The organism is Ornithinimicrobium flavum (genome assembly GCF_004526345.1).
Lineage (GTDB): Bacteria > Actinomycetota > Actinomycetes > Actinomycetales > Dermatophilaceae > Ornithinicoccus > Ornithinicoccus flavus.
Genome location: NZ_CP038213.1, coordinates 565,373 through 590,214, shown reverse-complemented (window position 1 = coordinate 590,214; position 24,842 = coordinate 565,373). Strand labels below are relative to the sequence as shown.

Genomic DNA, 24,842 nt, shown 5'->3' with positions numbered 1-24,842 from the left:
GGACGGCACGGGCCTGTCGGACCCGCCACCTACCCTGGGGCGTGTGGCGAAGGCGAGAGGTCCGGCATACCGGTGCGGCGAGTGCGGGTGGCAGACCGCGAAGTGGGTCGGCCGGTGCGGCGAGTGCCAGGCCTGGGGCACGGTCGCGGAGGTGGGGGCCGCGTCGGCGGTCCGGACCAACGCCGTGCCCCCGGTCCGCCCCGCCGTGCCGATCGCCGAGGTGGACGCCCAGCAGGCCCGGGCCCGCCCGACCGGGGTCGAGGAGTTCGACCGCGTCCTGGGAGGCGGCCTCGTCCCCGGCGCCGTGGTCCTCATGGCCGGCGAGCCGGGCATCGGCAAGTCCACCCTGGCCCTGGACGTCGCCGCCCGGGCCGCCCGGTCGGGGCTGCAGGTGCTCTACGTCTCCGGCGAGGAGTCGGCGGCCCAGGTCAAGCTCCGGGCCGAGCGCATCGGCGCCGTCGCCGACCAGCTCTTCCTCGCGGCCGAGACCGACCTCGCGACGATCCTCGGCCAGCTCGAGCGGATCGCCCCCACCCTGCTCGTCGTCGACTCGGTGCAGACGGTCGCGAGCGCCGAGGTGGAGGGGTCGCCGGGCAACGTCAGCCAGGTGCGGGAGGTCGCGGCGGCGCTGATCCAGGCCGCCAAGTCGCGCGGGACGGCGACCATCCTCATCGGGCACGTCACCAAGGACGGCGCCATCGCCGGGCCACGCCTGCTCGAGCACCTGGTGGACGTCGTGGTCGGCTTCGAGGGCGAGCGGCACTCCCGGCTGCGGCTGGTGCGTGCGGTGAAGAACCGCTTCGGCCCCACGGACGAGGTCGGGTGCTTCGACCTGGGCGACGCGGGGATCACCGGGCTGGCCGACCCCAGCGGCCTCTTCCTCACCAGCCGCGACCGGCCCGTGCCGGGGACCTGCGTCACCGTCACCCTCGAGGGGCGCCGGCCCCTGGTGGCGGAGGTGCAGGCGCTGGTGGGCGGCGAGGAGGTCGGCAGCCCCCGCCGCACCACGAGCGGTCTCGACTCGGCCCGCCTGGCCATGGTGCTCGCCGTCCTGTCCCAGCGGGGCGGGGTGCCGTTGGCCCGCAACGACTGCTACGCCTCCACCGTCGGTGGCGTCCGGCTGTCCGAGCCCGCGGTCGACCTGGCCCTGGCCCTGGCCCTCACCAGCGCCAAGGCCGACCTCGCCCTCCCGGTGAGCACCATCGCCGTGGGGGAGGTCGGGCTGTCGGGCGACCTGCGGCCGGTCACCGGGCTCCCGCGCCGGCTCACCGAGGCGGCCCGGATCGGCTTCACCGAGGCGGTCGTCCCCGCGGGCTCGCTCAGCGAGGGCGGGCCTCCGACCGGCATGCGCGTCCACGAGGTCCCGACGCTCGCCGACGCCGTGGGTCTGGTCGTCGCGGCGGCCGAGTCCGCGGCCGCCCGCCTGCCGGCGACCGCCCGCGCCCGGCTCCACCCCGCAGGCTGAGGCCCGCCACCGGGCCGGGGCCCCCGGTCAAGAATGGGTAACGACTGTCCCGCAGGAGGACAAGAACGCCGCAGCCCACCCGTATCCTGTGCCCGAGCGGGACGTCGGACGGCCCGCACCCGCCGGGTCCCTCCCCGGGCAGGGTGAGGCGGATCTGCGGGGAAGGGGCACAGGCGTGGCTGAGCGCTCCGACGAAGACGTGCTGCGGGCGACCATGGCGGCCGTCGCCCCGGGCACCGAGCTGCGCGACGGGCTGGAGCGCATCCTGCGCGGCCGCACCGGCGCGCTGGTCGTGCTGGGCAGCGACCGGGTGGTCGACTCCATCAGCACCGGGGGTTTCGACCTGGACGTGGAGTTCTCGGCCAGCCGGCTGCGGGAGCTGACGAAGATGGACGGCGGGGTGGTCCTGTCCCGGGACGGCACTCGCATCCTGCGCGCCGCCGTGCAGCTGGTGCCCGACCGCTCGATCGAGACCCGCGAGAGCGGCACCCGGCACCGCACCGCCGAGCGGGTCGCCAAGCAGACCGGCTTCCCCGTCATCTCGGTCAGCCAGTCGATGTCGATGATCGCCATCTACGTCGGCGACCTGCGCCACGTCCTGGAGGACCGCACCCAGATCCTGGCCCAGGCCAACCAGGCCCTGCGCACCCTCGAGCGCTACCGCGCCCGCCTCGACGAGGTCGCGGCCACCCTGTCGGCCCTGGAGATCGAGGACCTGGTGACGGTCCGTGACCTGGTCACCGTGCTGCAGCGGCTGGAGATGGTGCGCCGCATCAGCGACGAGATCGACCACTACCTGCTCGCGCTCGGCACCGACGGCCGGCTCATCGGGCTGCAGCTCGAGGAGCTGACCGGCGGGGTCGCGGCCGAGCGGGAGCTGGTCATCCGGGACTACACCCCCCCCGAGGACGGCGCGCCCGCACCCGCGGACGTGCTGCTCAACCTGGCGGTGCTCGACTCGATCGAGCTGCTCGACCTGGCCGCCGTGGCGCGCGCCCTGGGCATCCACGTGGTCGGCGACGGGATGGACCACCAGCAGCTGAGCCCCCTGGGCTACCGGCTGCTGCACCGCATACCCCGTCTGCCCGGCGTCATCGTGGACCGGCTCGTGGACCACTTCGGGAGCTTCCAGGCCCTGCTGTCCGCGGCCTCGAGGACCTGATGCAGGTCGAGGGCGTCGGGGAGACCCGGGCCCGAGCCGTGCGCGAGGGCCTGTCCCGGCTGGCCGAGAGCTCCATCCTTGAGCGCTACACCTGACCGGCGGCGCACCCTGCACCGCCGCCTCGGGCAGTGGTATGCCGCGTCCCGCCGCGCGACCTGCCCTGGCGCACCGCCGGGTGCTCCCCCTGGGGGGTCCTGGTGTCCGAGGTCATGCTGCAGCAGACGCCGGTGGCGCGGGTGCTGCCCGTCTGGGAGCGCTGGATGACCCTGTGGCCCGCCCCCGAGGACCTCGCCGCGGCCCCGGCGGGCGAGGCGGTGCGGGAGTGGGGACGGCTGGGCTACCCCCGGCGGGCGTTGCGTCTGCACGCGGCCGCGACCTCGCTCCGGGACCGGCACGGGGGCGAGGTGCCCGCGGACGAGACCGCCCTGCGCACGCTCCCGGGGATCGGTGACTACACGGCCGCCGCGGTCGCCGCCTTCGCCTTCGGCCACCGGGCCACCGTCGTCGACACCAACGTCCGGCGGGTGCAGGCGCGGCTGGTGCGGGGCGCCGCGCTGCCCGCGCCCGCGCTCACCCGCGACGAGACGGCGCTGGCCACGGCACTGCTGCCCGGGGACGGCCGAGAGGCCGCGACCTGGAGCGTCGCGGTCATGGAGCTCGGGGCGCTGGTCTGCACGGCCCGCTCACCCCGCTTGGCGTGCCCCGTCGCCGACGTGTGCGCGTGGCGCCTGGCCGGCTCCCCGCCCTACGACGGACCGCCGCGACGCGGGCAGGCCTGGGAGGGCACCGACCGGCAGTGCCGCGGACGGCTGCTGCAGACCCTGCGCGAGTCTCCCGGCCCCGTCCCCGGGACCCGCCTGCGCGCCTGCTGGCCGGACGCGCTCCAGCGTGAGCGCTGCCTGGACGCGCTCGTCTCCGACGGCCTGGTCGAGCCCCTGGATGACGACCGCTTCCGGCTCCCCGCCTGAGCCGCGGGGCGGGAGGGGTCCGTGCCCTCAGGAGGCTCGCCGGGCGGCGATCGTCTTGCGTGCCTGGGAGACGGTGGCCGCGGCTGCGCGTCGGGCCCGCTGCACCCGCGGCACGAGACGCTGGAGCACGGCGTAGACCGCCCGGCGGTGGACGACGTCGACCTCGCCGATGAACTCGGTGGCGCCGCCGTCGGCCTTGCAGAAGGCCCGCTTGAACAGGTAGAGACCGTCGGACTCGTCGAGCGCGAAGACCCCGCCCATGTCGTAGCTCTCCGCACCCGTGGACAGGCCCCACACCATGAGGTCGTGGTTCATCACCTGGTTCGGGCTCAGGTTGCGCTTGGTGTCGTTGGAGCCGGCGTAGAGGTAGTAGAGCTTGCCGTGGTAGTCGATCGTCACCGACGCGGCTAGCACGTCGTCCTCGTGGACGGCGTGCACCACCCGCATCCGCTCCCCGAAGGCCTCCCGCATCCGGTGGAAGTAGGGCAGGCCGCGCGCGGTGATCTCGTTGCGCCGGGCCATGAAGGTGTAGATGTCGTGGAAGGTGGACAGACCCTCCTCGGTGTCGGCGACCACCGTGCGCACCCCCCTCCTCCGGCCCGCCCGGACCCGGTTGCGCGCCTTGCCGTCGTACTTGGCCAGGAGCGTCTCCTCGTCGAGGGGCCTGCCCTCCTCGTCCCGGAGGGAGACGATCATGCAGTAGCGCGGCTGCACCAGGTCGTCCTTGTCGGCACCGACGTTCTTGACCACCCAGCCGGGCTGCGCCCGGAGCCAGGCGTCGAGCTCGGTCGACCAGGTCACCTCGGGGTCGAACTTGGTCATGACGGCCCGGTGCTTGCGCACGAGCGGGGCGGCCTGCTCCAGGATCTCCAGGACCAGGTCGTGGTCGTCCCAGTCGACCAGCGGCCCGCGCGGTGCGTAGAGCACGGAGAAGCCGCCGGGGAGCCGGCGGACCAGCAGCGACATCGCGGCGACGATCTGCCCGTCCCGCTCGACGTAGACGGCCTCCTGGCCCCAGTCGTCCTTGACGATCCCCCACCGGGGGTCCTGGCTCAGCGCCCGCAGCGGGTGGGCCCGGACGAAGGCGGCGTAACGGTCGACGGCGACCGGGTCGGACAGGTCGAGGACAGGCACCGGGTCAACCTACCTGGGAGCGGACGACGTCGACGGCAGCCCGGGCCGCCTCCTCGGTGACGAAGGGGGCGGTCTGCAGGTTGAGGATCCGCGCGCTGGCGTCCTCCGCCACCGGGCACGATCCGGGGGCGTGGGCGAACGGCGCGGGGTCGGTCGGACCGGGGAACAGCAGGGGTCGGTACCACCGCCCGGGCACGAGCCCGCGGGCCGCGAGCGCGTCGAAGGTCGCCTCCGCCTGCGCGGCGTCGGCCAGCAGCAGGGGGTAGCGCACGAGGGAGCGGCCCTCCTCGTCCAGGACCGCGGGGCGGGTGACGTCGGCCAGCCCGGCCAGACCCTCCCGGTAGATCGAAGCGATCCGGCGCCGGTGGCGCCGGGAGGCCGCCAGGTCGGGCAGCTCCCGCGCGACGGCCGCCAGGGACCGACCGGTGAGGGCCGCCGGCTCCCCGGCCACCATGCCGGAGAGCTCGGAGGGCATGATCGCCTTGTCGACCAGGCCCGCGGCGGCGGCCCGGTCCACGAGCCGGGCGGCGGGCCCTCCCAGCCGTCGGCCCGCCCGCAGGGCCGTCGGGGAGAGCACCTCGGACACCGCGCCCCGCAGGCCGGTGCCCGGCAGCCCGGCGAGGGCGTGCATCAGCCGGGTGTGCCACGGGCGGCCGGCGGCGGACGGGTCCACCCACAGGGCGGCGCCGGCACGGGTGGGGAGCATCTTCTCGACCCCGAAGCTGTGCACCGACACGTCGGCGACCGGGCGGCCGGAGGCGTCGACGGCCATCTCCCCCAGGCAGTGGGCCGCGTCCTCCACGAGCACCACGTCCTCGTCGAGCGCGGCGCGCACCCGGTCCAGAGGAGCGGCCGCACCGAACGTGTGCTGTCCGATGACGGCCCTGGTGCGTCCGGTGACCGCCCGGCCGACACCGCGTGGGTCCATGGCCAGGGTGGCGCGGTCGATGTCGGCGTAGGTCGGGACGTGCCCGGCGGTGATGACGGGGGCGACCGCGGTGAGGCAGGTGAAGGGCTGGGTCAGCACCTCCCCCGGCTCCAGCTGCGCCAGCACGAGCTCCAGGGCGTGCCGTCCCTTGGACAGCAGGTGCCAGTCGGTGGCGTCGGTGCCGGTCGAGGCGGCGAGCCGGGCCCGGACGTCGGCCGAGAGACGGTCGTGCGTGGCGGCGCTCACGCGCGTCAGTCGTTCCGGTGGAGGCGGGTGCGGGCCGCGTCCAGGTAGTAGAGCCCGGAGCGGTGCAGGGGCCGGTAGACCAGGTCGCGCGCCCGGACGTACTCCACCTTGTAGCCGCCGAAGCTGCGCTTGAACTCGGAGTAGCCGTGCCGGGGGTGCCCGGGGTGGCGGTTCTCGTCGCTGACGATGCCCCAGAAGTTGTAGCGGGTGATCTCCGGGCGGTGCTCGGCGAGCCACCCCATGGTGCGCAGGTGCATGAGATAGCTCGGCGAGAGCTTGCGGAAGTCCTCGTCGGCCGAGCTGGCCCCGTGCAGGAAGCTGGCCTCGGTCCCGTAGAGCGCCATGAGGGACGCGGCACCCACCCGCCCCTCCATCTCGGCCAGGAACACCTTCTGATGACCGGCCGGGGCGAGGTGGGCGAACTGCACGCGGTAGTGGTCGTCGGTGTGCATGCCGATGCCGCCCTTGCGCTGGTCCATCTCCCGCAGCATCGCGATGAGGATCTCCAGGTCGGCCGGGTCGTCGCTGGCCCGGACGGTGACGCCGGCCTTGCCCGCCTTGTTGAACAACCGCCGGGTGTTGCCCTTGAGCCCGTGGTCCTTCAGCCAGGCGATCTGCTCCTCCTCGGTGGGGCGGACCTCGGCCATCCAGCAGCGCTCGACCTGGGTGAAGATGGCAGCCCGCTTGGCGCCCACGGCGTCGATCGCGGCCTCGGCCGGGTCGCCCTGGACCACGTTGGGGTCCACGCGCAGCAGGGCCGCGCCCTCCCGTCCCCGGAAGTGGTCGCGCAGGGCCGCGTGCGCGGCCGTCACCAGCCCGGGGTCGGCATAGTCCAGGGCCAGCCCGCGGGGCGAGTACCAGTACGCCACCCCCTTGTCCCGGTGCAGCCCCACCTGGGCCACGGCCACCACCGCGCCGTCCTGCTCCAGCGCCACCCGCTCCAGCAGGTGGGTGCGCTCGGCCATCACCTCGCCCCACTCCCAGGAGTGGAAGAAGGTCAGGTGGGGGGAACCGGCCAGCCCGGCCAGGACCGTCTCGTAGACCTCCCGGTCGGTCGGGGCGAGCTGGCGGACGACGATGGGATTCACGCGGGCGAGTCTAGCCACCGGCTCGGGGCGGGAGCGCTCACGTTCCGGGCTCAGCGGCGCCGGGAGGTCCGGGCGGTGGCGGGGGCCGTCCAGGGGTCCTCGGGCCACGGGTGCCTGGGATAGCGGCCGCGCATCTCGGCCCGCACCTGGGCGTAGGGGCCGGACCAGAAGGAACGGAGGTCGTCGGTGACGGCGAGCGGGCGGCGTGCCGGGCTCAACAGGTGGAGGAGCACCGGCACCCGCCCGTCGACCAGGGTCGGGGTCTCGGCCAGCCCGAAGCACTCCTGCAGCTTGACCGCGAGGACGGGCCGGGCGTCACGGTCGTCGTGCGGCGGGTAGTCCAGGGCGACCCTGGACCCGCTGGGAACGGGCAGCCGCTCGGGGACCAGCTCGTCGAGCCGCGCGGCCTCCGGCCACGGCAGGAGCCTGCGCAGCGGCTCCGCCAGCTCGAGGCGGTCGACGGGGGTGCCCGCGGCCAGCCGGCGCAGCTCGGGCCCGAGCCACTCCTCGGCGCGGGCGGCCAGCGCCTCGTCCGACACGTCCGGCCAGGGAGCCCCGAGGGTGCGGTGCAGCAGCGCCAGGCGGCGGCGCAGGCCGGTGGCGGTCGCGGACCAGGTCAGCAGACCCACCCCGTCGCGTGCGAGGGCGGCCGCCACGGCCCGGGCCCCGTCCTCGGGGGTGGGCCGGACCGGGGTGGAGGTGACCTCGATCGCCCCGACGCTCTCCACCTCCCGCGCCGTCACCCTGCCGCCCCGGAGGCTCACCCGCACCTCCCGCCCGAGCAGGGGGCCGGCCGCCAGCTCCAGGGAGGCCGGGCCCAGGGGTGCGGCCAGGCGGATGACGGCCCCGGTGCCGGCGGCGTCGCGGCCGCCGGACCGGGTGACGTCGGCGACCGCGACCCACTCCGAGCTCGCCACCGGGCTGCCGGCCGCCAGGGCGGCCCGCGTCCCCGAGGCCAGCAGCCAGGTGCCGCCGGACCGGCGGGCGACCCGCGAGGGATGGGCCAGCGCGGTGACCAGGCCGACGACCTCGCCGTCCGGGACGACGCCCCGGGGCGGGTCGCCCGCGGGCACGGACCGACGGGCCAGGCGTTCCAGCCGGGCCACCTCCGCACGCCACCGCGCCACACCGGGTGCGTGCCCCGAGCGCAGGGCCGCGACGAGCGCCCCCAGGTCCGCGTCGGGGCGACGGTGGTCGCCGGCCAGCGCGGCGACGACCTCGGCGGCCGCCCGCGCGCCGACCACGGGGGTCCCGACGAGCAGGGCGCGGGCCTCCCGGGGGTCCGCCGGCACGTCCGCCGCCCTCGCGCCCAGGTCGGTGACCCGGCCGTCCGGTCCGACCAGGCCGAGCTCGCGCAGCCGGTCCTCGCCGGCCTGCACGGCGCCCGCCGGGGGCGCGGTGAGCAACGGCATACCCTCGCCCCGGGGTGAGCCCCACGCCGCCAGGGTGAGCAGGGCTCCCGCGAGGTCTGCGGTGGCGATCTCGGGGGTGGCGTGCTCGGGCGCGAGGGCGAAGGTGGTCTCGTCGAGGCAGCGCACGACGGTGCCGGGGCCCAGCCGGGCCGCCCGTCCGGCCCGCTGGGTCATCGCCGCCCGGGACGCCTGGACGGTGACCAGCCCGCTCATGTCCCGACGCAGGTCCTGCCGCGGCTCGCGGGACAGTCCGGCGTCGACGACGAGGCGGACGCCGGGCACCGTCAGCGAGGACTCTGCCAGCGCCGTCGACACCACCACCCGCGGGGCGCCGCCGGGCTCGCGGCCGCCGACGGCGAGGTCCTGCTCCCCCGGCCCGAGGCGACCGTGCAGCGCGAGCACCCTCCGGCCCGGGACGAGCCGGGTCAGGCGGTCGACCACCCCGTCCACCTCGCGGACCCCGGGGAGGAAGACCAGGGCGTCAACGTCGGGGTCGACGGCGAGGGCCCTCGTATGGTGCTCGGCCGTGGTGCGCGCCACGTGGTCCAGCAGGGCGTCGGTGACGCCCCTGGCGTCGGTGCGCGGACCGCCCGGCGGGGCCCAGACGACGTCGAGCCGGTGCTGGGCGGAGCTGTGGTCCAGCACCGGCGCCGGAGCGTCCGCGTCGCCCAGGGCGCTCGCCAGAGCCGGCACGTCGAGGGTCGCCGACATCGCGACGAGCAGCAGGTCCGGCCGCAGCATCCTGACCTCCGCGAGCATCCCCACGAGCAGGTCGGTGTCCAGGCCGCGCTCGTGCACCTCGTCCAGGACGACCGCTCCGGTCCCGGCGAGCTCGGGGTCGCGCAGCAGGCGCCGGAGGAGGACCCCTGCCGTGACGAACTCCACGACCGTGGCCGGCCCCACCCGTGAGTCGCCCCGGACGGTGCTGCCCACCAGCCCGCCCACCTCGGTGCCGGTGAGGGCGGCCAGGCGGCGCGCGGCCGCCTGCACCAGGACGCGCCGGGGCCCCGTCACCACGACCCGACGCGGGCCCGGTCCCCGCGCGGCCAGGGAGCCTGCCACCGCCGGCGGCACGAGCGTGGTCTTGCCCGCGCCGGGACGCGCCTGCACGACCACGGCCCCGCGGCTCGACAGCCCTGACCGCAGCTCCGGCAGCACCTCCGCGAAGGGCAGGCCCCGACCGATCCGGACCAGGTCGAACCCCGCGGCGCCCGCGCCGCTCAGAAGAACATCCCGGCCGGTGTGCGCTCGGCCAGCCGGCGGTGGACCGGCATGCCGACCAGGTCCCAGGCGCGGACGACCCGCGGCCTGAGCACCAGCTGCATCGTGCCCACGTGGTCCACGATCGGGGCGAAGGCGGTCTTGAACTGCACCAGCGGGTGCGCCTTGTGACCCGGGTCGTCCGCGAGCCAGCTGGGCGGCGTGCTGTACATGTCGTAGTCGGTGACGCCGCGCTCCCGGCACCAGCGCATCGCCTCCCACTGGACGCGGTACTGCAGCCCGTTGGAGTCCTGGGTGCGCAGGGACCCCCCGTCCTTGTAGTAGCCCAGCTCCCGGTGGTGCACGACGAAGGCGCCCGCCTCGACCTCCCCGCCCGGGCGGGGACGGGCCAGCACGAAGTGCCCCATCCCGGCGTCGATGTAGTCCCGCCAGATGCCCTGGTGGTACTCCCGGCTCCGGAAGTCGACCCCCGCCCGCTCCATCGTGTGCGAGAACAGGTCCCACATGATCGCGAAGGCCTCGGCGTCGGTGCGGTGCTCCACGACCGCCTCGGCCGTCTTGCGCAGGTGCCGGCGCGCCCGCTGCCGGAAGCCCGCCAGGATCTCCTCCTCGGAGGGTCGGAGGTCGACGACCACGGTGTGCTGGCCCTGCTGCAGGTCCGGGACGGACCGCATACCCGGGATCGAGGCGATGAGACGCTCCCGGTCCTGCGGACCGGTCGCCGGGACCGACGGCTCGAGCACGACGAGGAAGGGCCGGCCGACCTCCCCCGTCCGCAGGTCCTCCACGCAGCGCCGGGCGTGGTCGGCGTCCGGGACCCGGGGACCCATGGGGCAGTACCAGAGCTCGCCGAAGGGTGGGAGGCGCCGCACGAGGTAGAGGGCGTGGACCGGCGGCAGCCCCTCGTGCTCGTGGACGAGCCGCCGCGCCCGCCAGGCGGGGGCCTTGAAGCGGGCGTAGCTGTCCAGCTGGTACAGGTCCGGACCCCCGGGGTTGGCCCAGACGAGGTCGTCCCAGGCGGCCAGCTCGGTCGGGGTCGCCTCGCGCAGGGTCACCGGGTCAGGGTATGCCGCACGTGGCCGGAGGGGCCGTGGCACCAGGTGCCACGGCCCCTCCGGGGACTGCTCGGTCGGGTCGGTGACCCGCGACGCGGACGGTCAGCCCGCCTGCTCCTCCACGGGCAGGGTGTCCGGCACCGCGGACGGCTTCTCCTGGCCGGCGAAGGTGAAGACCTTGTCGCGGCTGCGGCCCTCGCCGACCGGGTCCTCGACGTCGACCACGACGATCTGACCAGGGCCGATCTCGCCGAAGAGGATCTTCTCCGACAGCTGGTCCTCGATCTCGCGCTGGATCGCCCGGCGCAGCGGACGGGCGCCCAGGACCGGGTCGTAGCCGCGCTTGGCGAGCAGCTCCTTGGCGGCGGGGGTGAGCTCCAGCGCCATGTCCTTGTCCTTGAGCCGCTCGTCGAGCCGCGCCGCCATGAGGTCGACGATCTGCACGATCTCATCCTGGGTCAGCTGCGGGAAGACGATGGTGTCGTCGACGCGGTTGAGGAACTCGGGCCGGAAGTGTTGCTTGAGCTCGTCGGTGACCTTGTTCTTCATCCGCTCGTAGCTGCTCTGGGTGTCCGGCCCGGCGGAGAAGCCGAGCGAGACGCCCTTGGCGATGTCGCGGGTGCCCAGGTTGGTCGTCATGATGATGACGGTGTTCTTGAAGTCCACGACCCGGCCCTGGCTGTCGGTCAGGCGACCGTCCTCCAGGATCTGCAGCAGGCTGTTGAAGATGTCGGGGTGGGCCTTCTCCACCTCGTCGAAGAGCACGACGGAGAACGGCTTGCGCCGGACCTTCTCGGTGAGCTGCCCGCCCTCCTCGTAGCCGACGTACCCGGGGGGCGAGCCGAACATCCGGGAGACCGTGTGCTTCTCGGAGTACTCGGACATGTCCAGGGTGATGAGGCTGTCCTCGTCCCCGAAGAGGAACTCGGCCAGGGCCTTGGCGAGCTCGGTCTTGCCGACCCCGGTGGGGCCGGCGAAGATGAAGGAGCCTCCCGGGCGGCGGGGGTCCTTCAGGCCGGCGCGGGTCCGGCGGATGGCCTGGGACAGCGCGGTGATCGCGTCGTCCATGCCGATGATCCGCTTGTGCAGCTCGTCCTCCATGTGGAGCAGGCGGCTGGACTCCTCCTCGGTCAGCTTGAAGACCGGGATGCCGGTCGCCGCGGCGAGCACCTCGGCGATCAGTTCCTCGTCCACCTCGGCGACGACGTCCATGTCGCCGTTCTTCCACTCCTTCTCCCGCTCGCTGCGCGCCTGGGTGAGCTTGTGCTCCTCGTCCCGCAGCCGCGCGGCCTTCTCGAAGTCCTGCGCGTCGATCGCGGACTCCTTCTCCCGACGGGCGTGCGCGATCTTCTCGTCGAACTCGCGCAGGTCCGGCGGAGCGGTCATGCGGCGGATGCGCAGTCGCGCGCCCGCCTCGTCGATGAGGTCGATCGCCTTGTCCGGCAGGAAACGGTCGTTGATGTAGCGGTCGGCCATGGAGGCGGCGGCCACGAGCGCCTGGTCGGTGATGGTCACCCGGTGGTGCGCCTCGTAGCGGTCGCGCAGGCCCTTGAGGATCTCGATCGCGTGCTTGAGCGTGGGCTCGGCGACCTGGATCGGCTGGAAGCGACGCTCCAGCGCGGCGTCCTTCTCGATGTGCTTGCGGTACTCGTCCAGGGTGGTGGCGCCGATGGTCTGCAGCTCACCCCGGGCGAGCATCGGCTTCAGGATGCTCGCGGCGTCGATGGCGCCCTCGGCCGCACCGGCACCGACGAGGGTGTGGATCTCGTCGATGAACAGGATGATGTCGCCGCGGGTGCGGATCTCCTTGAGGACCTTCTTGAGCCGCTCCTCGAAGTCACCGCGGTAGCGGCTGCCCGCGACGAGCGCGCCGAGGTCCAGGGTGTAGAGCTGCTTGTCCTTCAGCGTCTCGGGCACGTCACCGCGCACGACCGCCTGGGCCAGACCCTCGACGACCGCCGTCTTGCCGACACCGGGCTCACCGATGAGGACCGGGTTGTTCTTGGTGCGGCGGGACAGGATCTGCATGACCCGCTCGATCTCCTGCTCGCGCCCGATGACCGGGTCGAGCTTGCCCTCGCGGGCGGCCTGGGTCAGGTTGCGGCCGAACTGGTCCAGGACCAGCGAGCCGGCCTGCTGGCCCTCCGCTCCGCCGGACGGTCCGACGCCGGCCGCGGCCGTCTCCTTGCCCTGGTAGCCCGAGAGCAGCTGGATGACCTGCTGGCGGACCCGGTTGAGGTCCGCGCCGAGCTTGACCAGGACCTGGGCCGCGACGCCCTCGCCCTCCCGGATCAGGCCCAGGAGCAGGTGCTCGGTGCCGATGTAGTTATGGCCCAGCTGCAGACCCTCGCGCAGCGAGAGCTCCAGGACCTTCTTGGCGCGCGGGGTGAACGGGATGTGCCCCGTCGGGCTCTGCTGCCCCTGGCCGATGATCTCCTGCACCTGCTGGCGGACCGCGTCCAACGAGATGTCGAGGGACTCCAGCGCCTTGGCGGCGACGCCCTCACCCTCGTGGATCAGCCCCAGCAGCAGGTGCTCGGTGCCGATGTAGTTGTGGTTGAGCATCCGCGCCTCCTCCTGCGCGAGCACCACCACCCGTCGTGCGCGGTCGGTGAACCGTTCGAACATGTCGGTCTCCTTCGCCGATAGCTCCTGCAACCTCACTCTACGGTGCGTCTGCTCCGCTCAACGCCGTCGTCCACCGCCGATGTTCCGCACCGGCCTGGTGTTCGCCCCCGGCGCAACGACACGGCCGCCCCAGCCGCGGCCTCTACCATGTCCGCCCATGCGCACCCGCTCCTCGCTCCTGCCGTCCCTGGCCGTGTCCGCCCTCCTGCTGTCGGGGTGCACCTCGGGGCCGGCCCCGGCCGGCCCCTCGCCCAGCCAGCCCGCGGCGGACGACGCTGACGTCACCGCGGTGGTGGGCGTCGAGGAGCCACCGGCCGCCAACGGCTTCCTGTGCCGCTACATCAGCCCCAGCGTCCAGCGGGCCGTCACCGGGGCCGACTGGACCGAGCCGGTCCAGGTCACCGTGCAGGACGACCGGACCACCTGGGCCTGCGAGGGCCGTGACGGGGACCAGCCGCTCCTGCGCCTGGTGATCGACCGGGGTGAGGAGCTGCCTGCCCAGGACCGCCTGGCCGCCCAGGAGGCCGGCATCGCCGAGGGCGGTCCCGACTACCTGGGCGAGGCCTACCTCGGCCCGCGCAAGGTCACCACCCTGACCATGTGCCGGGTCCCCGACAGCGAGGGCTCGCAGGGCTACGAGCCCTACTCCCTCGTGGTGGAGGCCCTGGCCGAGGGCGAGGAGGACCTGCAGCGCGACCTCGTGGTGGTGGCGGGGACGGTCGCGCGCAGCCTGGACCAGGCCGTCGGGTGCAGCCCGAAGATGGCGGCCCAGCAGGCGGCCGAGAACGCCGCCGCCACGACCGCCCCCTGACGCTCGGCCCTGCCGCTCCGGCCGGTCAGCCCGCCTTTTTGGGGGCCGACCTCCGGGTGGTGCTGCCGGTCCCGGTGCGCTTGGCCGTGTCATTGGCAGCCGTCTTCTTGGCGGTGGTCCTCTTGGTCGTGGTCTTCTTGGCGGCGGCCTTCGTGGCCGTGGTCTTCCTGGCGGTGGTCTTCGTGGCCGTGGTCTTCCTGGCGGCGGCCTCGTCCTCGCTGCCATCGTCGGAGTCGTCGGAGTCGTCCGACCGGCCGTCGGCCTCCTCCGCGGTGCCGCCGCCGCGGCCCTGCTTGGCCCGCTCGACCGAGCGCTGCAGGGCGGCCAGCAGGTCGACCACCTCGCCGGAGTCGGCGTCGTCGTCGACGGCGTCCGGGCTCTCGGTGACGTCGCCGCCCTCGATCTTGCTCGCGACCAGCGCCTCGACGGCCTCCTTGTAGTCGTCGACGTGCCCCTCGGGCTCGAAGTCGCCGGCCATCGACTCCACAAGCATCCGGGCCATGCCCACCTCCGCCTGCTTCGGCTCGCTGACCTCGTCGAGGTGGTCGAGCCGCCCGGCGTCGCGCACCTCGTCGGGCCAGAGCAGCGTCTGCAGCACGATCGCGTCACCGAGGACGCGCAGGACGGCCATGGTCATCCGGGTCCGGACCGACACCGTGACCACCGCGACCCGCTCGGACTCCCGCAGGGCCTCCCGCAGCAGGCCGTACGCCTTGGCGCCCATCGCGTCGGGCTCGATGTAGTAGGCCTTGTCGTAGAGGATCGGGTCGATCTGGTCGATCGGGACGAACTTCTCGACGGTGATCTCCTTGCTGCTGCGGCTGGGCAGGCTCGCCAGGTCCTCGTCGGTGAGGATGACCGTCTTGCCGTCCTCGGTCTGGTAGGCCTTGGCGATGTCCTTGTACTCGACCTCCTCGCCGTCAGCCTGCGCGACCCGCTTGTAGCGGATGCGGCTGCCGTCCGAACGCCGGACCTGGTGGAAGCTCAGGTCGTGGTTCTCGGTGGCGGAGTAGAGCCGCACGGGCACATTGACCAGCCCGAACGAGACGGCACCCTTCCAGATCGCTCTCACACCCCCCAGGATGGACCCATGCGCCCCATGCTCGCCACTCCCGGCGACCCGAGCGTGGGTCCACCCTCTGGTGAGGGGTGGGTGCACGAGATCAAGTGGGACGGCGTGCGGCTGCTCGCGGACGTGCGGGACGGCCGGCTGCGGCTGCTCACGCGCGGGCAGCGGGACGTGGCCGTGGCCTTCCCCGAGCTCGCCGGCCTGGCCGACCTCGCCCCCGACCTGCTCCTGGACGGGGAGGCGGTGGCCCTGCTGGACGGTCGCCCGTCCTTCTCGCACGTCGTGGACCGGGTGCACCTCACCACCGAGGCGGCGGCCCGCCGGGTGGCAGCCGCCCGCCCGGTCACGTACCTGGTCTTCGACCTCCTGCGGCTGGACGGTCTCGACCTCACCCCGCTCCCGTGGAGCGCTCGTCGCGGCGCGCTGGAGGACCTGGTCCAGGACCTGCCCCACACCCAGCTCTCCCCGGTGTTCGAGGACGGGGCCCAGCTGCTCGCCGTGACCCACGAGCAGGGCCTGGAGGGGGTGCTGAGCAAGCGGCGGTCGGCGCCCTACCTCCCGGGCGAGCGCAGCCCCCACTGGCTGAAGTTCCCCCACCGGGACCGGATGAGCGTCGTGGTCGGAGGCTGGAGGCCGCAGACGGGCACGGCCTCCCGGCTCGGGGCCGTGCACGTCGGCGTGCCGGTCGACGACGGCCACGGTCGACCGCGGAGGGACGCAGCGGGGCACCTGCGCCTGGCGTACCTCGGCCGGGTGGGCAGCGGGCTGGCCGGGCGCGCCGGGGCCACCCTGCTCGAGCGGCTGGCCGCGCTGCCGGGCACCACATACCCGTTCGTCGACCCCATCCCCCATGCCGAGGCCAGGGGCTCGGTCTGGGTGGCGCCGGAGGTCGTCATCGACGTGGCCTCCGCCTCTGGGACTCACCCCGGGGGACAGCAGGCTGCGGCAGCCTTCCTACCAGGGGACCCGGGCCGACCTGGCCGCGGCCGACCTGCTGGAGGCGCAGTGAGCAGCCAGAGCGTCCGAGTGGCAGGACGCACCCTGCGGGTGAGCAACCTGGACAAGGTGCTCTACCCGTCCACCCGCACAAAGGGTGAGGTGATCACCTACTACGTCACCCATGCCGAGCAGATCCTCCCCGAGCTGCAGGGGCGGCCGGTGACCAGGATCCGGTGGCCCGAGGGGGTCGAGAAGGGGCACTTCTTCGAGAAGAACCTGCCCTCTGGCGCACCCGACTGGCTGCCGCGGGTGACGGTGCCCACCCCGGCTCCTCGCGCGGACGGGACACGCTGACCTTCCCCCTGGTGCCCGACGTGGCGGCGCTGGTCTATCTCGTCAACCTCGGCAGCCTGGAGCTGCACGTGCCGCAGTGGCAGGTCGACGAGGCGGGAGAGCCTCAGCCGCCGGACCGGATGGTGATCGACCTCGACCCGGGGCCGGGCACCGGGCTCGCCGAGTGCTCGCGGGTGGCCGTGCTGGTGCGGGACCGGCTCGAGGCCGCCGGGTTGCGCGCCCGTGCGGTGACCAGCGGGTCCAAGGGTATGCAGCTCTACGCCCCGCTGGAGGGCACGCGCACCTCCGAGGAGGTGAGCGCCGTCGCCAAGGCCCTGGCCGAGCAGCTGGCGGAGGAGCACCCCGACCTAGTCACCGCCAGGATGGCCAAGGCGCTCCGCCCGGGGAAGATCTTCCTCGACTGGAGCCAGAACAACGCCGCCAAGACCACGATCTGCCCGTGGTCCCTGCGCGGGCGGGACCGCCCTCAGGTCGCCCGTCCCCGAGGGTGGGCGCAGGTGGAGGCCGCGGCCTCCGGGGACCTGCGGCTCACGCAGTCCACGATCGACGAGGTGTGACCGGGGGCCGGGCGACGCCAGGGCCGGCGTCCCCACGAAAGGGGAGGCCGGCCCGGTCGTGCCGTGCTCGCGCTCGCGCTCAGTGCGCGGCGGCGTAGGCGTCCTGCAGCTCCTGCGAGACGCGTCCGCGCGAGCTCACTTTGTAGCCGTTCTCCCGGCCCCACTCGCGGATCTTGGTCAGGTCCTCGCCGCGGGCGGAGCCCGACGCCGAGCCGGAGGTGCGGCGACGCGACGAACGACGGCCGCCGGACCGGCGGGCCTGGCCGATCCAGGGAGCCAGGTCCTCACGCAGCTTGGCGGCGTTCTCGTCGTTGAGGTCGATCTCGTAGCTGACGCCGTCCAGGGCGAACTCGACCGTCTCGGACGCTTCACCACCGTTCACGTCATCCACCAGAATGACCTGCACGCGCTGTGCCATCTTTTCTCCCATCATTGGCTCTCATCATGCTCTGCTGACGTACGAGAAAAGAGTATCCCCTTCCGGCCCGACACTGCCAAACGGCGTCCGACATTAATCGGCCGCCGGCCGGAAATCATCCTGCAGACCTACGCCGAAAAGCCTTCTCCGGCGGGCCCGGGGGAATCGGCGCGGGCGGCCTCCTGCCTGTCGAGCTCGCGCTGGGCGGCGCGCTCACGACGGTCGCCTTCGACCATGTGCTTGATGATGACGAAGAACAGGTAGAGAAGACCGATCGAGGGCAGCAGGGCCGCCAGGATCATCCAGCCTTCGTGGAGAACCTCGGACATCACGCCTCCGGCTTGAGGAAGGGAAACAGAATGGTCTCACGGATCCCTGAGCCGGTCAGCAGCATGAGCACGCGGTCCAGCCCCATGCCGAGGCCACCCATGGGCGGCGAGGCGTACTCGAGGGCCCGCAGGAAGTCCTCGTCCAGCTGCATCGCCTCGACGTCCCCGCCGGCCGCCAGCAGGGACTGCTCGGTGAGCCTGGCCCGCTGGACCTCGGGGTCGACGAGCTCGGTGAAGCCCGTGGCCCGCTCCACCCCGGCGATGATGAGGTCCCAGGCCTCGATGAGACCCGGGACGGTCCGGTGGGGCCGCGCCAGGGGCTGGGCGAGGGCGGGGTAGTCGCAGACGAAGGTGGGCTGGACCAGGGTCGGCTCCACGACGTCACCGAAGATCTCCAGGGCGATCCTGTCCGCACCCCATCCGTCCTTGACCGGCACGTCGTGCGCCTGCGCCATGGCGATGAGGTCGGCGCGGGACGTCTCCAGCGAGACCTCTTTCCCCATCGCCCGGGAAAGGCCGTCGTAGAACGACAGCCAGGCCCACTCCGCGTCCAGGTCGACCGTCCCGGAAGGGGTCGCGACCTGGCGCCCCCGGCCGACGGCGTCAGCCGCAGCGAGAATGAGACGGCGGGTCAGATCGGCGACGGTGCGCTGGTCCCCGTAGGCCTGGTAGGCCTCGAGCATGGTGAATTCCGGGGAATGGGTCGAGTCGATGCCCTCGTTGCGAAAGATCCGCCCGATCTCGTAGACCCTCTCGATCCCGCCGACGACGGCCCGCTTGAGATGCAGCTCGAGGGCGATCCGCATGGTCATGGGCAGGTCGAAGGCGTTGAGATGGGTGCGGAAGGGACGGGCGTTGGCGCCACCGTGGACCAGCTGCAGGGTGGGGGTCTCCACCTCGACGAAGCCGTCGTCCTCGAGCACCCGGCGCACCGCCCGGGTGGCGGCGGCCCGGTCGCGCACCATCTGCCGGGCCTCCTCGCGGACGATGAGGTCGACGTAGCGCTGCCGGACCCGCTGCTCCTCGGAGAGCTCCTTGTGCAGGACGGGCAGCGGTCGCAGCGCCTTGGCCGCCATGGTCCACTCCTGCGCCATGACGGAGAGCTCGCCGCGGCGCGAGGAGACGACCCGGCCGCGCACGAGGACGTGGTCGCCCAGGTCCACCCAGGCCTTCCACCGGGCCAGGGACTCCTCCCCGACCTCGGCCAGGGAGAGCATCGCCTGCAGCCGGGTGCCGTCCCCGGCCTGGAGCGTCGCGAAGCAGAGCTTGCCGGTGTTGCGCACGAAGACCAGCCGCCCGGCGACGGCGACGACGTCCTGGGTCTCCTCCCCGGTCTCGAGGTGACCCCAGCGCTCGCGCACCTCGGCCAGGCCGTGGGTGACCGGCACCTCGACCGGGTAGGGCTCCACCCCGGCGTCCAGCATCGCCTGCCGCTTGGCGCGCCGGACCTTCATCTGCTCGGGCAGGTCGGTCTCGGGAAGGGCGTCGGCAGGGGGGTGGCTCACACCTTCCAGGGTAGTCGCCGGGACCACCCTGTCGGACACGCGCCACCGCGACCGTCGTCCGCCGGTCGGGGCTCAGAAGAGCTGACGGGCGTCGGCACCGGCCTCCAGGTCGAGCAGCAGCTGCTTGCGGGCGACTCCTCCGCCGTAGCCGGTGATCGACCCGTCAGCCCCCACCACCCGGTGGCACGGCACGACGATCGACACGGGGTTGCGGCCGTTGGCCAGCCCCACCGCCCGGGCCGCGCCGGGGCTCCCCACGGCGTCGGCGAGCTGGCGGTAGGACCAGGTGCGCCCGTACGGGATCGTCCGCAGCGCCGCCCAGACCCGCTCCTGGAAGGCGGTGCCCCGGGTCGCCACCGGCAGCTCGAAGACGGTGCGCTCGCCCGCGAAGTACTCACCCAGCTGGTGCGCCGCCGACTCCAGCACGGCCGGGACCTGCCCTGGACCGGCGGCCGGCCCGACGTCGCCCGGACCGTGCCGGTGGTCCTCGAACCAGACGCCCGTGAGGTGCTCGCCGTCGGTGGTCAGGCGCAGCAGCCCCATGGGGCTGTCAACGCGCAGGTGGGGAGGGACGGAGGTCATGGGGTGCTCCTTCGGGATGGGCGGGGTGGAGGTCGCCCCTCGGGCGCGAGGTCTGCGGCAGGCGTGCGGCCGCGTGGGTCGAGGACGCCCAGAGCAGGGCGGTGGCGTACCCGCGCCAGGGTCGCCACGACGCCGCGCGGTCCTGCAGCGGCACGGGCGCGTCCGGCAGGCCGACGGTCCGGGCCACGGCGCGGATGCCCAGGTCGTCCCGGGGAAGGCGTCGGGATCGCCCAGACCCCGGAGCAGGACCATCTCGGTGCTCCAGGGCCCCACCCCGGGGAGGGCGAGCAGCTGGGCCCGCGCCCGGTCGCGGTCCGCACCGGGCCCCAGGTCGAGCTCACCGTCGGCCAGGGCCGCGGCGACGGTGCGCAGCGTGCGTCGCCGGCTCGCCGGCATACCGGGGAGCTGGTCGTCGCGGCGCCGGGACCGCGTCCGGGGTCGGGAAGCAGAACCGGCCCGGCCCGAAGACCTCCGGCAGCGGCCGGCCGACGGCACGCACCAGACGCCCCGCCTGGGTGGCGGCCGCAGCCGTCGAGACCTGCTGGCCGAGGACCACCCGCAGGGCCATCTCGGCCGGGTCGGGGCCGCCGGGCAGGCGGACGCCGGGGGCGGTCGCCACGAGCGGGGCGAGCGTGGCGTCGCCGGACAGGTGACGGTCCACCGCCTCGGGGTCGGCGTCGAGGTCCAGCATGCGACGGACCCGTGCGATGGCCGCGGCCAGGTCCGCCACCTCGGCCAGCCGCAGCGTGAGCTCGACGTGCCGCGCGCCCGCAGCCGGGGGCCGGAGCACCGCCACGGCAGGGCCACCCGGCAGCGCGAGGTGGCGCTCGAGCGCGTCACCCGTCCACGCCTCCACCCCCGGGACCGCGGTGGCGGCGAGGTGGCCGAAGAGGCTGGCCGTGTGCAGCGGGCCGCGGAAGGGCAGGCGCAGGCTCAGCGACGTCGGCGCGCCGGACCGTGCGCCACCGGCGACCCCGGGCCGGGCACCCGACGTCGTGCTGCTCCCCCGGCCCGTCACGGACGCGCGGAGCTCGGTCGGCGTGGCGGCGTAGACCCGGGAGAACGTGTCGTTGAAGGACCTGATGCTCGCGAAGCCCGCGGCGTGGGCCACCTGCGCCATCGGCAGGTCGGTGCGCTCCACGAGCAGCCGGGCCGCCTGCGCACGCTGCGCCCGGGCCAGCGCCAGCGGACCCGCCCCCAGCTCGGCCCGGACCAGACGCTCCACCTGACGGACGGAGTAGCCGAGCCGCCGGGACAGCCCCACGACCCCTTCCCGGTCGACGACGCCGTCGGCGACGAGCCGCACGGCGCGGGCGACCAGGTCGCTGCGCGCCCCCCACTCCGGCGAGCCGGGGGTGGCGTCGGGCCGGCACCGCCGGCAGGCACGGAACCCCTCACCCTGGGCGGCCGCGGCGCTGGGGTAGAAGCGCATGTTGCGGACCTTGGGGGTGATGGCCGGACAGCTGGGGCGGCAGTAGATGCCGGTCGAGACCACCCCGGTGACGAACCAGCCGTCGAACCGTGCGTCCTTGCTGCGCACGGCGGCGACGCAACGGTCGGGGTCGAGGTGCATCGGGGTCACGGTCCCATCCTGCGCCGCTCAGGGTCGGGGGTCTAGCAGGAAAACGACGTCGATCTCAGTCGGAGGGCTGCGCCCGGGCAGCCAGCCGCCGCTCCTTGCGGCGGCCCAGGTCGTAGGCCACGGCACCGACGAGCGCCAGGACGACCAGCGGCAGCACGAAGATCACCATGATGGTGGTGAAGCCCTCGAGGGCGTCGTGGCTCGTGGCGTCCAGCACGACGTAGCCCACGTAGGCGGCGTAGAGGAGCAGGAAGAGACCGCCCTCGCGCCGACCCACCCGGTAGCCGGTGAAGACGACCGGCGCCAGCGCCACGGCGGTGGCGATCATGAGCGGCAGGTCCAGCGCGACGGCCGCCGCGGGGACGGCCAGCCCGCCGGGGGCGAGGAGCGCCGGAAGACCCAGCACCATCCCGAGGTTGAAGATGCAGCTCCCGACGATGTTGCCGACGGCGAGGTCGCGCTCGCCGCGGATCGTGGCGATGACCGAGGTCGCGAGCTCGGGCAGGGAGGTGCCGACGGCCACGACGGTCAGCCCGACGACGAGCCCGCTCACCCCCAGCCCGGTCGCGATGCTCACCGCACCTGCAACCAGGACGCGAGCACCCAGGACCAGCAGCCCGACGCCGATGACGACCAGAGCGACCGAGACGAGGACACCTGGCCCGGAGGAGTCCTCGGCAGCAGGCTGCTCCCCCGCCACGATCGGGTCCCGTCGGCTCACGACGATCGCCACCGCCGCGTGGGCGACGAGCAGCACCAGCAGCACCACCCCGTCCCCCCGGCCGATCTCGCCGTCGAGGGCCAGCACCAGGGTGAGCAGGGACAGCCCGACCAGGACGGGGACGTCCATACGGACGAGCACCCTCCTCACCACCAGCGGGGCTGCGAGGGCAGAGATCCCCAGGATGAGCAGGACGTTGGCGATGTTGGACCCCACGACGTTGCCGATCGCCAGGGCCGTCTCGCCGTCCAGGACCGCCCCCGTGGTCACCGCGAGCTCAGGGGCCGAGGTCGCGGCCGCGACGACGGTGAGTCCCACGACCAGCGACGACATCCCCGCCCGGACGGCCAGGGACGACGCCCCGCGCACCAGCAGCTCTCCGCCGCCGACCAGGAGGATGACACCGAGCACGATCCGGCCGACGTCGAGGAGCTCCACGGTGATGCACCCTAGTGCCGTGGACGGACGAGTGCAGACCTGGGAGCGCGCCTGGCGCGACGCGCTCTACGGCCAGGAGGGCTTCTACCGCCTGCACGCCCCGGCGTCCCACTTCGCCACCTCGGCCCAGGGGGTCCCCGGCGGTGGTGAGGTGCTCGCGCAGGCCGTGGTGGCCCTCGCCCGCCGGCACGGGTGCACCCGCCTGGTCGACGTCGGCTGCGGACGGGGTGAGTTCCTCCGCCACGTGCGGGACCTCGACCCGGCCCTCCGGCTGACCGGTGTCGACGTCGTGCCCGCTCCCCCCGACCTGGACGTCCACGAGTGGCTGGTCGCCCCGGGCGGCGGTTCCCTCCCCCACGACCTGCACGACCTCGAGGACACGCTGGTGCTCGCCCACGAGTGGCTGGACGTCGTCCCGTGCCCGGTCGCGACCCGGGACGGGCAGGGGGTGTGGCGCACCGTGAGGGTGGACCACCGGGGACGCGAGACGGCCGGACCACCGCTGGTCGGCGCGGACCTGGGGTGGGCGCGGACCTGGCTGCCGGAGGAGGTCGAGCGGGCGGAGATCGGGCGGACGCGCGACCTGGCGTTCGCCGACCTCGTGTCCCGGGTGCGCTCCGGGGTCGTCCTCGCGGTCGACTACGGCCACACGCTGACCGACCGCCCTCGGCACGGGACCCTGACCGGCTTCCGCGGCGGTCGTGAGGTGCCGGCCGTCCCCGACGGGTCCTGCGACCTCACCGCGCACGTCGCCGTCGACTCTCTGGGCGCGGGCACCCCGCGCGGCGGGACGGACGCCTGCCGGCTCCTGCTCCAGCGGGAGGCCCTGATCGACCTGCTCCCGGACCCGCCCCCGGCGGCACCGGTGCCGCACGAGCTCGCGCGGCTCGAACCGGCCGCATACCTGGCCGCCCTGGCCCGGCGCGGCGCCCTGGCCGCCCTCACCGCCCGGGGCGGACCCGGCGACTTCTGGTGGGTCGTGGCCCTCGTGCGTCCGGACGCATAGGGTGGCGGCGTGAGCGCCGGAGAGCTGGACGTCACCCTGGGCGCCGCCGGGGTGGGTGGTCTGCAGACCACCGAGATGGTGCTCAACATCGGGCCGCAGCACCCGGCCACCCACGGGGTCCTGCGCCTGCGGATCACCGCCGACGGTGAGCGGATCACCGCCGCCGAGCCGGTCATCGGCTACATGCACCGGGGTGCGGAGAAGCTCTTCGAGGTCCGCGACTACCGGCAGATCCTGGTGCTGGCGAACCGGCACGACTGGCTGTCGGCCTTCAACAACGAGGTGGGCGTCGCGCTGACCGCCGAGCACCTGCTCGGGCTCGAGGTGCCCGAGCGGGCGACCTGGACGCGCACCCTGCTCAGCGAGCTCGGCCGGGTGCTCAACCACCTCATGTTCCTCGGCTCCTACCCGCACGAGCTCGGCGCGATCACCCCCATGTTCCACGCCTTCCGCGAGCGGGAGGAGCTGCAGGCGGTGATGGAGGAGTTCTCCGGCGGGCGCATGCACTACATGGCGACCCGGATCGGCGGCCTGCTCCACGACCTGCCGCAGGGATGGCTGGACCGGGTCGACGCCGCCGTCGAGACCGTGCGCGGGCGGATGCCGGACCTGCTGGGCCTCACCCTCGGCAACGAGATCCTGCAGTCCCGCACCCGCGGGGTGGGCGTCCTGCCGCTGGAGCAGGTGCTCGCCTACGGCGTGTCCGGCCCAATCGCCCGCGCGAGCGGTCTGGACGTCGACCTGCGGCGCGACGAGCCCTACCTGGCGTATGCCGAGCTCTTCGCCGAGGGCGGGCCCGGCCGGGTCGTGACCCGGGAGGCGGGCGACTGCTACGCCCGGCTGGAGGTCCTGGCCGAGCAGATCGAGGTGAGCCTGGACCTCGCGCGGGCCTGCACGGCGCGGCTGCGCGAGCTGCCCGACGGCCCGGTCAGCACCAAGCTGCCGAAGGTGCTCAAGGTGCCCGAGGGCAGCCACTACCTGGCGACGGAGAACCCGCTGGGGTTCAACGGCTACTACCTGGTCAGCCGGGGGGAGAAGGCGCCCCACCGGCTCAAGCTGCGCTCGGCGTCGTTCAACAACGTGCAGGTGCTCGGCCGGATGCTGCCCGGGACCGTGGTGGCGGACATGGTCGCGATCCTCGGCTCGATGTTCTTCGTCGTCGGGGACGTCGACCGCTGACCTGCCGGGACCTCACACGAAGATGACCTGCGCGCGGCCATCGTG

Annotated in this window: 20 protein-coding genes and 1 pseudogene; 8 read left to right on the top strand and 13 right to left on the bottom strand. The window is 73.9% G+C overall.

Going from position 1 to position 24,842, the window contains the following annotated elements; all coding sequences use genetic code 11:
• Positions 1-43: 43 nt before the first annotated feature.
• From radA to E3Z34_RS02720, 3 genes and pseudogenes are all read left to right on the top strand, one after another.
• Positions 44-1,465 carry a DNA repair protein RadA gene (gene radA / locus E3Z34_RS02730; protein ID WP_134772367.1) on the top strand — a complete coding sequence of 474 codons (1,422 nt, stop codon included), beginning with the start codon at positions 44-46 and terminating at the stop codon, positions 1,463-1,465.
• Between the two features lie 214 nt (positions 1,466-1,679).
• A pseudogene (disA, locus tag E3Z34_RS02725) lies at positions 1,680-2,722 on the top strand (DNA integrity scanning diadenylate cyclase DisA).
• A 102-nt stretch (positions 2,723-2,824) separates the two neighbouring features.
• The gene (locus E3Z34_RS02720) at positions 2,825-3,595 is read left to right on the top strand and encodes an HhH-GPD family protein (RefSeq protein ID WP_238695317.1); all 771 of its coding nucleotides are present in this window, start codon (positions 2,825-2,827) and stop codon (positions 3,593-3,595) included.
• A gap of 27 nt (positions 3,596-3,622) precedes the next feature.
• Here the strand turns inward: E3Z34_RS02720 and E3Z34_RS02715 are convergent, their stop codons facing one another.
• From E3Z34_RS02715 to E3Z34_RS02690, 6 genes are all read right to left on the bottom strand, one after another.
• The gene (locus tag E3Z34_RS02715) at positions 3,623-4,729 is read right to left on the bottom strand and encodes a lipid II:glycine glycyltransferase FemX (RefSeq protein WP_134772366.1); all 1,107 of its coding nucleotides are present in this window, start codon (positions 4,727-4,729) and stop codon (positions 3,623-3,625) included.
• A 4-nt stretch (positions 4,730-4,733) separates the two neighbouring features.
• Complete coding sequence (locus E3Z34_RS02710) at positions 4,734-5,903, bottom strand: DegT/DnrJ/EryC1/StrS family aminotransferase (RefSeq protein ID WP_158288589.1); 1,170 nt, start codon at positions 5,901-5,903, stop codon at positions 4,734-4,736.
• Positions 5,904-5,908: 5 nt separating this feature from the next.
• On the bottom strand, positions 5,909-6,991 hold the full coding sequence (locus tag E3Z34_RS02705; protein ID WP_134772364.1) for a lipid II:glycine glycyltransferase FemX: 1,083 nt from the start codon (positions 6,989-6,991) through the stop codon (positions 5,909-5,911).
• Between the two features lie 50 nt (positions 6,992-7,041).
• Entirely contained in the window at positions 7,042-9,561 is a 2,520-nt protein-coding gene (gene hrpB / locus E3Z34_RS02700) for an ATP-dependent helicase HrpB (protein ID WP_238695316.1), read from the bottom strand.
• A gap of 62 nt (positions 9,562-9,623) precedes the next feature.
• Positions 9,624-10,679, bottom strand: a complete 1,056-nt coding sequence (locus tag E3Z34_RS02695; protein ID WP_134772363.1) for a lipid II:glycine glycyltransferase FemX — start codon at positions 10,677-10,679, stop codon at positions 9,624-9,626.
• 102 nt (positions 10,680-10,781) lie between these two features.
• Positions 10,782-13,307 carry an ATP-dependent Clp protease ATP-binding subunit gene (locus tag E3Z34_RS02690; RefSeq protein ID WP_134772362.1) on the bottom strand — a complete coding sequence of 842 codons (2,526 nt, stop codon included), beginning with the start codon at positions 13,305-13,307 and terminating at the stop codon, positions 10,782-10,784.
• 157 nt (positions 13,308-13,464) lie between these two features.
• Between E3Z34_RS02690 and E3Z34_RS02685 the strand changes: the two genes are divergently transcribed.
• Positions 13,465-14,118, top strand: coding sequence for a hypothetical protein (locus E3Z34_RS02685; RefSeq protein ID WP_134772361.1), 654 nt, complete (start codon positions 13,465-13,467; stop codon positions 14,116-14,118).
• A gap of 25 nt (positions 14,119-14,143) precedes the next feature.
• Here E3Z34_RS02685 and ku read toward each other — a convergent pair whose 3' ends face one another.
• Positions 14,144-15,190: a non-homologous end joining protein Ku gene (ku, locus tag E3Z34_RS02680; RefSeq protein ID WP_134772360.1), complete on the bottom strand. Its 1,047-nt coding sequence runs from the start codon at positions 15,188-15,190 to the stop codon at positions 14,144-14,146.
• Positions 15,191-15,208: 18 nt separating this feature from the next.
• Between ku and ligD (E3Z34_RS02675) the strand changes: the two genes are divergently transcribed.
• Together ligD (E3Z34_RS02675) and ligD (E3Z34_RS18495) are read left to right on the top strand one after the other, a co-directional pair.
• Positions 15,209-16,480, top strand: a complete 1,272-nt coding sequence (gene ligD / locus E3Z34_RS02675; protein WP_238695315.1) for a non-homologous end-joining DNA ligase LigD — start codon at positions 15,209-15,211, stop codon at positions 16,478-16,480.
• Positions 16,481-16,491: 11 nt separating this feature from the next.
• Entirely contained in the window at positions 16,492-17,037 is a 546-nt protein-coding gene (gene ligD / locus E3Z34_RS18495; RefSeq protein ID WP_238695314.1) for a non-homologous end-joining DNA ligase LigD, read from the top strand.
• A 79-nt stretch (positions 17,038-17,116) separates the two neighbouring features.
• On the opposite strand, the gene E3Z34_RS02665 is transcribed toward ligD (E3Z34_RS18495), so the two are convergent.
• From E3Z34_RS02665 to E3Z34_RS02640, 6 genes are all read right to left on the bottom strand, one after another.
• A complete protein-coding gene (locus E3Z34_RS02665; RefSeq protein WP_134772359.1) occupies positions 17,117-17,455 on the bottom strand; it encodes a histone-like nucleoid-structuring protein Lsr2 in 339 nt (112 codons plus the stop codon).
• Between the two features lie 128 nt (positions 17,456-17,583).
• Positions 17,584-17,784, bottom strand: coding sequence for a hypothetical protein (locus E3Z34_RS02660; RefSeq protein ID WP_134772358.1), 201 nt, complete (start codon positions 17,782-17,784; stop codon positions 17,584-17,586).
• Complete coding sequence (gene lysS / locus E3Z34_RS02655) at positions 17,784-19,238, bottom strand: lysine--tRNA ligase (protein WP_134774702.1); 1,455 nt, start codon at positions 19,236-19,238, stop codon at positions 17,784-17,786. Before lysS ends, E3Z34_RS02660 begins: the two co-directional genes overlap by 1 nt.
• A 123-nt stretch (positions 19,239-19,361) precedes the next feature.
• Positions 19,362-19,871 carry a methylated-DNA--[protein]-cysteine S-methyltransferase gene (locus E3Z34_RS02650; RefSeq protein ID WP_134772357.1) on the bottom strand — a complete coding sequence of 170 codons (510 nt, stop codon included), beginning with the start codon at positions 19,869-19,871 and terminating at the stop codon, positions 19,362-19,364.
• 337 nt (positions 19,872-20,208) lie between these two features.
• On the bottom strand, positions 20,209-21,444 hold the full coding sequence (locus E3Z34_RS02645) for a bifunctional transcriptional activator/DNA repair enzyme AdaA (protein ID WP_238695437.1): 1,236 nt from the start codon (positions 21,442-21,444) through the stop codon (positions 20,209-20,211).
• A gap of 64 nt (positions 21,445-21,508) precedes the next feature.
• Positions 21,509-22,612, bottom strand: a complete 1,104-nt coding sequence (locus E3Z34_RS02640; protein WP_134772356.1) for a calcium/sodium antiporter — start codon at positions 22,610-22,612, stop codon at positions 21,509-21,511.
• A 19-nt stretch (positions 22,613-22,631) separates the two neighbouring features.
• Between E3Z34_RS02640 and E3Z34_RS02635 the strand changes: the two genes are divergently transcribed.
• The gene (locus tag E3Z34_RS02635; protein WP_238695313.1) at positions 22,632-23,618 is read left to right on the top strand and encodes an SAM-dependent methyltransferase; all 987 of its coding nucleotides are present in this window, start codon (positions 22,632-22,634) and stop codon (positions 23,616-23,618) included.
• A gap of 9 nt (positions 23,619-23,627) precedes the next feature.
• Positions 23,628-24,797, top strand: a complete 1,170-nt coding sequence (locus E3Z34_RS02630; RefSeq protein ID WP_134772355.1) for an NADH-quinone oxidoreductase subunit D — start codon at positions 23,628-23,630, stop codon at positions 24,795-24,797.
• Positions 24,798-24,842: the final 45 nt, after the last annotated feature.